Genomic DNA, 12,261 nt, shown 5'->3' with positions numbered 1-12,261 from the left:
GAAGCATAGCGCCGATAACGCGGCATATATTGATCCTGGTCAAGTGTTGCGCGGGGCCTCGCCATCGAGGACCGGATCAGCCGCCCCGTCCTGCCTCCAGCAATGCCTTGCCGTGGATCGCAAGCATGCGTTCCTCGTTCGCCGGGACGATCAAGGTCCGGAACGGCCGCAGGAATTCCAGCCGGGCGAGGATCGCATCGCGAACCGGTCCCGCATTTTCCCCGACGCCCCCCGTGAAGACGACGGCGTCGAGTCCACCCATGGACACTGCCATCATGGCCGCGAACTGCGCTACCTTCAGGGCAAAATAGTCGAGGGCGAAGCCGGCGCGCGGATCCGCGCTTTCGAGCAGGGCCTTCACGTCGTTGCTGAGGCCGGACAGGCCCTTCAGGCCGGAGCGCTCGTAGAGCGCATGTTCCACATCGTCGATGCCCATGCCGAGATTGCGCAGCATGTAGGTGACCGCGCCGGGATCGATCGCACCGGTGCGGCTCCCCATCGGCAGACCGTCGAGCGCGGTCATGCCCATGGTCGTGTCGACGCTTGCGCCGTCCTTCAGGGCACACAGGCTTGCGCCATTGCCGAGATGCCCGACCACGACCCGGCCGCGCGCAAGATCGGGGTGTTCACTTGCGAGCACGCGGGCAATCCACTCGTAGGACAGGCCGTGGAATCCGTAGCGGCGGATGCCCCGATCCCGCAGCGTCGCATCGACGGCGAAGACCTGGAAGAGCGGTGCATGGCCGGCGTGGAAGGCGGTATCGAAACAGGCGATGTCCGGGGCGTCCGACAGGCGGTCCGACGCCGCGATGCCCGCGAGATTGTAGGGCTGGTGCAATGGCGCGAGGGGCGCCAGCGCCGCAAGCCGATCGAGAATCCCGGGCGTGACGACGACAGGCGCGACGAAATCGGCGCCGCCATGCACGATCCGGTGTACCGTCGCCACCATGCGCCATGCGTCGTCGTATCGGTCGATGAGGTCGATCACCGCGGCCATGGCGGTCTCGTGGTCGTTCGCTGCAAGCGCCCTGTCGACATGGACATCGCTTGCCACGACCGTCGCGCTCAGCCTGGCCTCGGTGCCGATGCCGGTGACCTTGCCCTTGGCGAGCTTGTCGAGTGCCTCATAGCCGAAAACTTCGAATTTCAGGCTCGACGAACCGGTATTGAGAACGAGCAGGACGTCAGTCATTTGATGCGGCCCTTGGCGCGGGCATCCGCGAGGAGGCAGGCAAGCGCGCAGGACAGGAGGCGCGTGCGCTGGTCGTCGGCCCGGCTTGTCAGAACGATGGGGACGCGGGCGCCCAGCACGATGCCGGCCGCCTCAGCGCTGCCAAGAAACGTGAGCTGCTTCGCCAGCATGTTGCCGGCCTCGATATCGGGAACGAGAAGGATGTCAGCATCGCCGGCGACGGCCGATTCTATGCCCTTCTCCCGTGCTGCCTGCGGGCTGATCGCATTGTCGAAGGCAAGCGGCCCGTCGATCAGGCAGCCGGTGATCTGCCGGCGGTCCGCCATCTTGCAGAGTGCTGCGGCGTCGAGGGTCGCCTGCATCTTGGGATTGACCGTTTCCACCGCCGCGAGAGCGGCGACCTTCGGCGCGCGCGCCTCGCCGAACACCACGCGCCAGAGATCGACCGCATTCTGGACGATATCCGCCTTCACCGCGAGATCGGGCAGGATGTTGACGGCGGCATCGGTGATCATGAACGGTTTCGGATAGGATGCGATGCTCATGAGGTAGCAGTGCGAGATGCGCCGCTCCGTGCGCAGCCCCGCGCCGGCCTTCACGATCTCGCCCAGAAGCTCGTCCGTATGCAGCGAACCCTTCATGATGGCACCCACATGGCCGCTCGCGGCCAGTTCCGCCGCCTTGACCGCCGCCGCATGGCTGTGCTCGGTATCGACGATCTCCCACCCCGCGATATCGACCCCGGCCTCTCTGGCCGCGTCGGTTATCCGCGCCGCCGGGCCGATGAGCACCGGCGTTACCAGATCTTCCTGCACCGCCTCGAAGCTGGCGGCAATGACATTGGCCTTTACCGGATGCACGATCGCGATACGGGTGGGCGGCAGCGCACGGCAAAGGGTGAGGATCGCATCTGTCTGTCGGCTCATGGAATGTTTCCCTGGAACTCTATGGAAAGAGCAAACCCTGCGTAGGAACGGTAATCTTCACGATGGTCCCAATGGAGGCAAGAGGTGTTCTACCCCTGTCGCGCCGCGCCATTCTGGTATTTGGCGGATGAACCGTGCCCGGGCTCTGGATAAGAAGCGATTGCAACCATGGGCGCTTGGATTTTGATGGTTCCGTTGGTGGGGGCTAACGGGCCGTATTGACCGCAACGGCTGTGGTCGGCGGGCACACCGGCATGTATGTGATGGCACTTGCGTCTCCCGATCGACGGATTCCAACGTCAAGTTTTGCAAGCGCAGGCTTCGGTCAGCATTCTGGCTGTGGCACGAGGCATGACGTTCGCGCATCCGACATGAGCGAAGCCCTTCAAATCGACCGCAACGATACACGCTTCTCAAGCTCGGCCGCCTGTTCCTTGCGCTCACTGTAGCGGTCGGTGAGGTAGGCGGAGGCGTCGCGCGTGAGGACGGTGAACTTCACCAGCTCCTCACAGACATCCACCACCCGGTCGTAGTAGGACGAGGGCTTCATCCGGCCATCGGCGTCGAACTCCTGATAGGCTTTGGCGACCGAGGATTGGTTCGGGATGGTGACCATCCGCATCCAGCGGCCGAGAATGCGCATCTGGTTCACTGCATTGAAGGACTGGCTACCGCCCGACACCTCCATAACGGCAAGCGTTTTGCCCTGCGTCGGCCGGACCGATCCGACCGAGAGTGGAATCCAGTCGATCTGGGACTTCATTATCCCGGTCATCGCGCCGTGGCGTTCCGGGCTCACCCAGACCTGCCCTTCCGACCATTGCGAAAGATCGCGCAATTCTTGCACCTTCGGATGGCTCGCCGGCGCTTCGTCAGGGAGCGGCAGGCCCTTCGGGTCAAAGATACGAACCTCGCATCCAAGGCGTTCGAGCAGCCGGCGGACCTCGAATGCGAGCAGGCGGCTATACGACACCTCACGCAGCGAGCCGTAGAGGATCAGGATGCGCGGCTTATGCGTTGAGAACGCCGGACGCAGGGCATCGAGATCTGTCGAATATAGGTGATCGCCCCGCAGTGCTGGGAAAGTGTCAGGCAATGCGCTTTCCTTCCTGGTCGAGGATCTGTTCACCGTCCTCCTTGAAGAACGGTCCCTTGAAGGTGTCGGGCAGGATGTCGAGCACCGCCTCGGACGGACGGGCGAGCCGGGTGCCGAGCGGTGTCACGACGAAGGGTCGATTGATCAGGATTGGCGTCGCGATCATCGAGTGGAGCAATTGCTCGTCAGTCAGGTCTGGGTTGTCCAGACCGAGTTCGGCATAAGGCGTGCCTTTCTCGCGAATAGCTTCCCGAACATTCAAGCCAGCGTCCGCGATCATCGTCGCAAGCTGCTCGCGCGTCGGCGGGTTCAGCAAATACTCAATGACAGCAGGTTCGATGCCGGCAGCGCGGATCAGCGCCAGCGTGTTGCGGGACGTCCCGCAGGCGGGGTTGTGATAGATGGTCGCGTCCATGGTCAGTGCCTTTCGGTGGCGGTGGTTCTGGAAACAGCGGGGGCGGCCTCGTACCAGTCCTTCGAGCGGTTCACGATCCAGACGACCGAGAGCATGACCGGAACCTCGATGAGCACGCCAACGACGGTGGCGAGTGCTGCGCCGGACTGGAAGCCGAACAGGCTGATGGCGGCAGCAACCGCAAGCTCGAAGAAATTGCTGGCGCCGATCAGAGCCGATGGCCCGGCAACGCAATGCCGTTCGCCGGTCATCCGGTTGAGCAGATAAGCAAGCCCGGAGTTCAGATAGACTTGGATCAGGATCGGCACGGCGAGCAAGCCGATGACGGCGGGCTGGTCGATGATCTGCTCGCCCTGAAAGGCGAAGAGCAGAACCAGCGTCGCAAGCAGCGCCACCAGTGAGATCGGCTGCAACCTTGCCAGCACGCCATCCAGTGCGCGAGCCGTACCGCCAACCGTGAGGCGGCGGCGGATGACCTGCGCGATAATGACGGGCACGACGATATAGAGGGCGACGGAAAGAACAAGCGTATCCCAAGGCACGGTGATCGCGGAGAGGCCGAGCAATAAGCCTACGATCGGAGCAAAGGCGACGACCATGATGGCATCGTTCAACGCGACCTGAGACAGCGTGAACAATGGCTCCCCGCGTGTCAGGTTGCTCCAGACGAACACCATCGCGGTGCAGGGAGCCGCGGCGAGAATGATCAGCCCTGCGATATAGGAGTCGATCTGGTCGGCAGGCAGGTATAGGCGGAACAGCCAACCGATGAAAAGCCAGCCGAGCAGTGCCATGGAGAACGGCTTGACGGCCCAGTTGATGAACAAGGTCACGCCGATACCGCGCCAGTAGGTGCCGACCTGCGCCAGAGACCGGAAATCGATCTTGAGCAGCATCGGAATGATCATCAGCCAGATCAGGATCGCGACGGGAATGTTCACCTTGGCGACCTCGGCCGCGCCGATGATCTGAAAGAGGCCGGGCATGAGATGGCCGAGGGCGACACCGGCGATGATGCACAGGAATACCCAGATGGTCAGATAGCGCTCGAACGTGGACATCAGGCGGACTTTCCCTGCGGCGACGTCGAACCTTCCATCGCACCGATCTGGCGAAGCTTCGTCTCAAGCGCCATGTGATCGATGGATGCCAGCGGCAGACTGACGAACGCGGCAATCCGGTTCTTGAGGAAACGCGCGGCCTGTGCGAAGGCACGCTGGATCTCGACGTCCGATCCCGTGACGGCGGCAGGGTCTTCGACACCCCAATGGGCGGTCATCGGATGGCCGATCCAGACGGGACAGGCTTCGCCGGCGGCGCTGTCGCAGACGGTGAAGATGAAATCCATCTGCGGCGCGCCGGGTTCCGCAAACACATCCCAGCTCTTCGACGAGAAGCCCGTCGATGGATAGCCGAGTGCCTCCAGTTCCTTCAGGGCATGCGGATTAACCTCACCCTTCGGCTGGCTACCGGCGGAGAAGGCTTTGAATCGTCCGCCACCTTCCTTGTTGAGGATGGATTCGGCGAGAATAGAACGAGCGGAATTGCCCGTGCAGAGGAAGAGCACGTTGTAGGTCTTATCGGTCATGGTCGTGGTCCGTGGTTAGGTCGGCGGCCGGATAAGCTTCATGATCGTCGCCGATGATGGGCAGATGGAGGAAAGCTGGCGGGTCGCCAGCACGGCTGCGGGAACGCTGTCTCGCAGGACTTCAAAAAATCCGACGCGCGTGAAGAACGGTGCTGCGCTCGTCGTGGCAAGGAAGACGTCGCCGGCTTGATCGAGACCCGCCACCGCCCGCTCGACCAAAACGCTCCCCAGTCCTTGCCCCCGATGATCGGGAAGCACGACGACCGAACGGAGGAGAAAATCGTCGCCGCAGCGCTCGACACCGAGGAAACCGATAGCCCGGCCATCCGATGACAGCGCCCTGTAGAAGGTGCGGCCGTGATCCTCGATGTCGTCAGTTGGCAGATGTGCTTCCGTCAAGGCTGCCTTGAGGCCAGCGTCGTTGCCTTCAATTTGCTCCAACCTGATCGCGCTCATGACAGCTTCGCCTCCGGGGCGCAGCAGGGCGTCAGCTCGGCGATGAGCGGAGCGCAAAGCTCCGTCGATCCGCCGCAGCAGTCCTTCAGGAGGAACAGGGTCAGCTCTCGCAGGCCGGCGAGGTCTGCCCGGTAGATGATCGACCGGCTCTGCCGCTCGCTCGTCACCAAGCCTGCCCGCGAGAGCGTCGCGAGATGCGCCGACATGGTGTTCTGCGGCACATCGATAAGGCGGGCGAGTTCGCCGGCCGGGATGCCATCGGGTTCATGCCGGACCAGAAGCCGGAAGGTCTCCAGTCGCGTGGCCTGTGCCAAGGCGCCGAGCGCCGCAATTGCTGTGGTGTTATCCATATATCCAGATTATCGGATATGTTGCGATTGTCAATTGCACGCGACTACTGACATTGCGTAGGGCTAATCCGTGCTTGGCCCTATATACACCTGAGCAGCAGGATGGCCGTTTCTCGCAATTTGATCGCGAGAGCAGACTGTCAGCAACCGGCCCCATTTTGGTCAGTGAGATCAACGTGAAAATGGCCGGCTCGTGGTGCAAAGGGAAACTGTCGTCGCAGCCTTACCCAGCCGTGAAATAAACAACACCCAGGGCCAGCGGCAGCAATGCGACTTCATCAACGACGCCAACAACATCGTCCTCTCGGCGATCCCGGCGTGTCCAAGACGCACAGCGCCACGGCCATCGGCGTCCAGACCATCAAGCATCACCAAAAGCAAGTTCGGGTCTTGTCGACCGATGAAAAGGGACAAGGCGCTCAAGCAGGAAAAATCCCAAGGCCATCGCTGTGGCCGTCTCTCGCCGGATCGCTAATGTCGTCAGATGGATAGAAGCTGGCGCGTCAACGGATGCTGCGCATCGGCAAGGCCATCGATGACGTTGAAATGGTGCCTGTCCGGCTCGACGACCTCCACCGTGGTCGCGCCGAGGCCGGTCCAGATATTGGCGAGCAGGGCGTTCTGCCGCAGGAATTCCGAACGCTCGTTGCCGCCGACCCAGCAGGTGATGCGGGCATTCCGCATGGGTCGCAGCAAGGCGGGGCTTTCCGCCAGTGCCTCCGCCTCGTCGATGGCAAGCCTTGCATTCATGGCGGTCGAGAGCATTGGTCGCAGGTCGTGCACGCCTGAAATCGAGACGACGTTGCGGATGCGCCCCTGGACCTCCGGCGCGAGTGGTGCCGTCGCCGTCACCATGCGGCTCGCGAGATGGCCGCCGGCCGAATGCCCTGTCAGCATCAGCGGTCCCTCCACATGGCGTGCCGCTTCCGTCACTGCCGCGGCGATCTCCTTCACGATCTCCGCGATGCGCACCTCGGGGCAAAGCGTATAGGACGGCATGGCGACGGCATAACCGCCCTCGATGCTGCCGGCGGCCAGATGTGACCAGAAGCTTTTGTCGAGCTGAAGCCAGAAGCCGCCATGCACGAAGACGACAAGACCTTTTGGCGTGCCCTCCGGCAGGAAGAGATCGAGCCGGTTGCGCGGCCGGTCGCCGTAAGCGATGTCGAGTTTCGCGCGGCCGGCGGCGGCCAGGGTGGTGCGGAAGGTTTCGGCAGGCTCCACCCAGGAGGCCGGCCAGCGATCGCCGCGCGCGATGTTCGCGCCGTTGGAATAGGCGTCGTCCCAATCCGATATCCGGTGTTCCAGCATTGCCGCACTCCTCCTTCGCGTTGTCAGCGGGCTAGAAATCGCGCGGATGGACGACAAAGGCAATGCCATTGGCGCGAGAAACTTTAGGCTTGAAATAATTTTTGACAGGTGCCATGCTGCCTCATGTTCAGCGCGGAAGTGGAGGTCTTCGCTGTGCCCATCACACCAGATGATTTTTCCCGCGCGACGAGACGGTTCGGCGAAGCTTCGCCCGGCTGTGGGGCACCGCGCGGCGTGTTGACCGGCCGGCTTTGACCATGCGGGCCGGCACGAACAGGGGGAATAGCCGTCACATGCTTGGACCGACCGCTCACGTCGATACGTTCACCCGCGATAACCTGCCGCCGCCGGAGGAATGGCCGGATTTCCTGCTCGAAGGGTTCGACTATCCCGACCGCATCAACGCCGCCGTCGAGCTGACGGATGCGGTGGTCGCCAAGGGTTTCGGCGATCGCACCGCCCTCATCGGCAACGGCCGCCGCCGCACCTACAAGGAACTGTCCGACTGGACGAACCGGCTGGCCCATGCGCTGGTCGAGAATTACGGCGTGAAGCCCGGCAACCGCATCCTCATCCGCTCGGCCAACAATCCCGCCATGGTCGCCTGCTGGCTCGCCGCCACCAAGGCGGGCGCGGTCGTCGTCAACACGATGCCGATGTTGCGTGCGGGGGAGTTGACCAAGATCGTCGACAAGGCGGAGATCAGCCTGGCGCTCTGCGACACGCGCCTGATGGACGAGATGATCGCCTGCGCCAAGGACAGCCGCTACCTCAAACAGGTCATCGGCTTCGACGGCACCGCCAATCACGACGCCGAACTCGACCGGGCCGCCCTCGACAAGTCCGTGATCTTCGAGGCCGTGCACACCGGCCGCGATGACGTGGCGCTGCTCGGCTTTACCTCGGGCACGACGGGCGTACCCAAGGCCACCATGCATTTCCACCGCGACCTGCTGATGATTGCCGACGGCTATGCCAAGGACGTGCTCGGCGTGACGCCGGAGGACGTCTTCGTCGGCTCGCCGCCGCTCGCCTTCACCTTCGGCCTCGGCGGCCTTGCCATTTTCCCGCTGCGCTTCGGTGCCGCCGCGACCCTGCTTGAACAGGCGACGCCGCCGCAGATGGTCGAGATCATCGAGACCTACAAGGCGACGATTTCCTTCACCGCGCCCACCGCCTATCGCGCGATGCTGAAGGCGATGGATGCCGGTGCCGACCTCTCGTCGCTGCGCGTCGCCATCTCCGCCGGCGAAACCTTGCCCGGCCCCGTCTTCGAGGAATGGACCCAAAAGACCGGCAAGCCGATCCTCGATGGCATCGGCGCCACCGAAATGCTGCACATCTTCATCTCCAACCGCTTCGAAGACCGCAAGCCGGCCTCCACCGGCAAGCCGGTTGGTGGTTACGAAGCGCGGATCGTCGATGAGGACATGCAGGAAGTGCCGCGCGGCACGGTCGGACGACTGGCCGTGCGAGGCCCGACCGGTTGCCGCTACATGGCCGACGACCGCCAGCGTGACTATGTCCGCGACGGCTGGAACCTCACCGGCGATGCCTTCTTCCAGGACGAGGACGGCTTCTTCCATTTCGCCGCCCGCTCGGACGACATGATCGTCAGCGCCGGCTACAACATTGCCGGCCCGGAAGTGGAGGCAGCGCTGATTGCGCATGCCGACGTGGCCGAATGCGCCGTGGTCGGCGCGCCGGATGGCGACCGCGGTCAGATCGTCGAGGCCCATGTCGTGCTGGTAGCCGGCGTCTCGGCAGACGAAGCGACGATCAAGCGGTTGCAGGACCATGTGAAGGCACTGATTGCGCCTTACAAATATCCGCGCTCGGTGAAATTCCTGGAGGCTCTGCCGAAGACGGCGACCGGAAAGATCCAGCGTTTTCGCCTGCGGGAGCATTGAATGAGCAAGCCCTACGACCCCTCGAAGGAAGGCGCGCAGATGTCGTTCGAAGGGCGCATGTCCTACAGCGACTATCTGATGCTGGAAAAGGTGCTGACCGCACAGGAGCCGCTTTCGACGGCGCATGACGAGATGCTGTTCATCATCCAGCACCAGACCTCGGAACTCTGGATGAAGCTCGCGCTGCACGAGATAAGTTCGGCCATCCGCGCGGTGCGCGAGGACCGGCTGGAGCCGGCCTTCAAGATGCTGACGCGGGTCGCGCGCATCTTCGAGCAGCTGAACAGTGCCTGGGACGTGCTGCGCACCATGACGCCGAGCGAATATACCGAATTCCGCGAAAGCCTCGGCCAGTCCTCCGGCTTCCAGTCCTGGCAATACCGCGCCATCGAATTCCTCGCCGGCAACCGCAACCTCGCCATGCTGCGCCCGCATGCGCACCGCCCCGACCTGATGGAAAAGCTGGAGGCGATCCTGGCGGCACCCTCGCTCTATGACGAGGCGATCCGGCTTCTCGCCCGCAACGGTTTCGACATCGGGGAAGAAGCCGAGCGCCGGGACTGGCGCGAAACGCGTACCGAAAACGACAAGGTTTTTGCCGCCTGGCAGACCGTTTACCGCAACCCGCAGCGCTACTGGATGCTCTACGAGCTCGCGGAAAAGCTCGTCGATTTCGAGGATTATTTCCGCCGCTGGCGCTTCAACCATGTCACCACCGTCGAGCGCATCATCGGCTTCAAGCGCGGCACCGGTGGCACGTCGGGGGCATCCTATCTCAAGAAGATGCTGGAAGTGGAACTCTTCCCCGAGCTATGGCATGTTCGCACAGACCTTTGATAGAAAACGATAAAAACCTGGTTATATGAGGAGAACAGCATGAAGCGCATTCTGACGGCAAGCCTTTTCGGTCTTTCGCTCGCGACATCCGGCCTTGCCTATGCCGAGCCGGTCAAGATCGGTGTCATCACCACGCTTTCCGGCGGCGGCGCGGGTCTGGGCATCGACATGCGCGATGCCTTCCAGCTCGCCATCAAGCAGTCGGGCAACAAGGATATCGAGCTCGTCGTGGAGGACGACGCGCAGAAGCCGGAACTGGCCGTGCAGATCGCCGAAAAGATGATCCAGGGCGACAAGGTGGACCTGATGACCGGCATTATCTGGTCGAACCTCGCCATGGCCGTCGTGCCGAACACGGTGGCGCAGGACGTCATCTATCTCTCGCCCAATGCCGGCCCTTCGGCGCTGGCCGGTGCGAACTGCAATGCGAACTATTTCAACGTCGCCTACCAGAACGACAATTTCCATGAAGGCATGGGCGAATACGCCAACAAGGACTACAAGAACACCTTCATCCTGGCGCCCAACTATCCCGCCGGCAAGGACGCGCTGACCGGCTTCAAGCGCTACTACAAGGGCGCGCTGTCGGGTGAGGTCTATACCCAGGTCGGCCAGACGGACTATGCTGCCGAGATCGCGCAGATCCGCGCGTCGGGTGCTGATTCGGTCTATTTCTTCCTGCCCGGTGGCATGGGCATCGCCTTCATGAAGCAATATGCCCAGTCGGGCGTCGGCATCCCGGTCATGGGCCCGGCCTTCTCCTTCGACCAGGACGTTCTGCCGGCCGTAGGCGATGCCGCTCTCGGCGTGAAGAACGCCGCCAGCTGGTCGCCGGACCTCGACAACGAGGCGAGCAAGGCCTTCGTCCAGGCCTTCAAGGCCGAATACAACCGCCTGCCGTCGGTCTATGCCGCGCAGAGCTGGGATACGGCAAATCTCATCGTCTCGGCGCTCGGCAAGGCAAGCGTCAAGGACAAGGATGCCTTCCGCGCGGCGCTGAAGGCGGCGGACTTCAAGTCCGTGCGCGGTGATTTCACCTTCAACAACAACCAGCACCCGATCCAAAACATCTATGTTCGCGAGGTGGTGAAGGACGGCGACGTGCTGACCAACAAGATCATCGCGACCGCCTTCGAAAAGCACAAGGACGCTTACGCGGAACAGTGCGGCCTCTAAGGTTTTCGCTGCTTGATCTCCGGGCGCCGGCTTGCCGCGCCCGGATCATGCCCCACGCGCTCCCGACCTTGGATTCGACGCCGTGTTCACCGCACTCCTGATCGAACAATTGCTCAACGGGCTTCAGCTCGGCGTGATGCTATTTCTGATGGCCGCCGGCCTGACGCTGATCTTCGGCGTGATGGGCCTGATCAATCTCGCCCACGGCTCGCTCTACATGATCGGCGCCTTCGCCTGTGCCGTCGTTGCCTCCGCCACCGGTTCCTTCTGGCTCGGCCTCATCGCGAGCCTTGCCGCCGCGGCCGGTGTCGGCGCGCTGATCGAGGTTGCGGTGATCCGTCGGCTCTATGACCGCGACCATCTCGATCAGGTGCTCGCCACCTTCGCGCTGATCCTTATCCTGTCGGAAGGCGCGCGCTGGCTGTTCGGCTCGTTCCCGCTCTATCTCGATATCCCGAAACTGCTGCAGGGCGCGGTGCCGCTGCCGGGTGGCGGGCAATATCAGCTCTACCGCCTCGCCATCATCGCCGTCGGCATCGTCGTCGCCGTGGGCCTCTATCTGCTGATCTCCAGGACCCGGCTCGGCATGCGCATCCGCGCCGGTGAATCAGACCGCGAGATGATCGCGGCGCTCGGCGTCGATATCAGCACGCTCTATACGGTGGTCTTCGCACTCGGTGCCGCATTGGCCGGTCTCGCCGGGGCGCTTGTCGGCGCGCTGCAATCCGTGCAGGTCGGCATGGGCGAACCGGTGCTCATCCTTGCCTTCGTCGTCATCGTCATCGGCGGCATCGGCTCCATCAAGGGGGCGCTGATCGGCGCCGTCATCGTCGGCGTGGTCGATACGATGGGGCGTTTCCTGCTGCCCTCGCTGCTCGCGCTCACCATGCCCGCCGCGCAGGCCACCACCATCGGTGCGGCACTTGCCTCCATGCTGATCTATGTCGTCATGGCCCTGATCCTTGCCTTCAGGCCGAGCGGCCTGTTCGCCGCGCAGTCGTGAG

Annotated in this window: 13 protein-coding genes; 4 read left to right on the top strand and 9 right to left on the bottom strand. The window is 63.1% G+C overall.

All coding sequences use genetic code 11. The features are described 5' to 3' along the window. Positions 1–76: 76 nt before the first annotated feature. From D0Y60_RS18920 to D0Y60_RS18880, 9 genes are all read right to left on the bottom strand, one after another. Positions 77–1,192, bottom strand: a complete 1,116-nt coding sequence (locus D0Y60_RS18920; RefSeq protein WP_117371525.1) for an acetate/propionate family kinase — start codon at positions 1,190–1,192, stop codon at positions 77–79. After that, positions 1,189–2,118: a bifunctional enoyl-CoA hydratase/phosphate acetyltransferase gene (locus tag D0Y60_RS18915; protein WP_117371524.1), complete on the bottom strand. Its 930-nt coding sequence runs from the start codon at positions 2,116–2,118 to the stop codon at positions 1,189–1,191. Before D0Y60_RS18915 ends, D0Y60_RS18920 begins: the two co-directional genes overlap by 4 nt. A gap of 385 nt (positions 2,119–2,503) precedes the next feature. After that, the gene (arsH, locus tag D0Y60_RS18910) at positions 2,504–3,193 is read right to left on the bottom strand and encodes an arsenical resistance protein ArsH (RefSeq protein ID WP_117371556.1); all 690 of its coding nucleotides are present in this window, start codon (positions 3,191–3,193) and stop codon (positions 2,504–2,506) included. Between the two features lie 13 nt (positions 3,194–3,206). Further along, complete coding sequence (gene arsC / locus D0Y60_RS18905) at positions 3,207–3,629, bottom strand: arsenate reductase (glutaredoxin) (protein WP_117371523.1); 423 nt, start codon at positions 3,627–3,629, stop codon at positions 3,207–3,209. A gap of 2 nt (positions 3,630–3,631) precedes the next feature. Beyond that, positions 3,632–4,690 (bottom strand): ACR3 family arsenite efflux transporter, encoded by a 1,059-nt coding sequence (arsB, locus tag D0Y60_RS18900; RefSeq protein WP_117371522.1) that lies wholly within the window; start codon positions 4,688–4,690, stop codon positions 3,632–3,634. Next, on the bottom strand, positions 4,690–5,217 hold the full coding sequence (locus D0Y60_RS18895; RefSeq protein WP_117371521.1) for an arsenate reductase ArsC: 528 nt from the start codon (positions 5,215–5,217) through the stop codon (positions 4,690–4,692). Before D0Y60_RS18895 ends, arsB begins: the two co-directional genes overlap by 1 nt. Positions 5,218–5,232: 15 nt before the next feature. Continuing rightward, a complete protein-coding gene (gene arsN2 / locus D0Y60_RS18890; protein ID WP_117371520.1) occupies positions 5,233–5,673 on the bottom strand; it encodes an arsenic resistance N-acetyltransferase ArsN2 in 441 nt (146 codons plus the stop codon). Next, positions 5,670–6,023, bottom strand: a complete 354-nt coding sequence (locus tag D0Y60_RS18885; protein ID WP_117371519.1) for a metalloregulator ArsR/SmtB family transcription factor — start codon at positions 6,021–6,023, stop codon at positions 5,670–5,672. The genes arsN2 and D0Y60_RS18885 overlap by 4 nt, the downstream gene beginning before the upstream one ends. Positions 6,024–6,503: 480 nt before the next feature. Beyond that, on the bottom strand, positions 6,504–7,334 hold the full coding sequence (locus D0Y60_RS18880; protein WP_117371518.1) for an alpha/beta hydrolase: 831 nt from the start codon (positions 7,332–7,334) through the stop codon (positions 6,504–6,506). A gap of 293 nt (positions 7,335–7,627) precedes the next feature. Between D0Y60_RS18880 and D0Y60_RS18875 the strand changes: the two genes are divergently transcribed. The 4 genes from D0Y60_RS18875 to D0Y60_RS18860 all read left to right on the top strand — a co-directional run bounded on the left by D0Y60_RS18875 (position 7,628) and on the right by D0Y60_RS18860 (position 12,260). Further along, complete coding sequence (locus D0Y60_RS18875; protein ID WP_117371517.1) at positions 7,628–9,244, top strand: AMP-binding protein; 1,617 nt, start codon at positions 7,628–7,630, stop codon at positions 9,242–9,244. After that, a complete protein-coding gene (kynA, locus tag D0Y60_RS18870; protein ID WP_117371516.1) occupies positions 9,245–10,081 on the top strand; it encodes a tryptophan 2,3-dioxygenase in 837 nt (278 codons plus the stop codon). Between the two features lie 39 nt (positions 10,082–10,120). Further along, positions 10,121–11,257: an ABC transporter substrate-binding protein gene (locus tag D0Y60_RS18865; RefSeq protein WP_117371515.1), complete on the top strand. Its 1,137-nt coding sequence runs from the start codon at positions 10,121–10,123 to the stop codon at positions 11,255–11,257. A gap of 82 nt (positions 11,258–11,339) precedes the next feature. Next, on the top strand, positions 11,340–12,260 hold the full coding sequence (locus tag D0Y60_RS18860) for a branched-chain amino acid ABC transporter permease (RefSeq protein WP_117371514.1): 921 nt from the start codon (positions 11,340–11,342) through the stop codon (positions 12,258–12,260). The last annotated feature ends 1 nt before the right edge of the window (position 12,261 follow it).

It is taken from the genome of Shinella sp. WSJ-2 (genome assembly GCF_003432075.1).
GTDB lineage: Bacteria > Pseudomonadota > Alphaproteobacteria > Rhizobiales > Rhizobiaceae > Shinella.
Note: the sequence above shows the minus strand (reverse complement) of the source record. Positions and strands in the feature narration are given on the sequence as shown.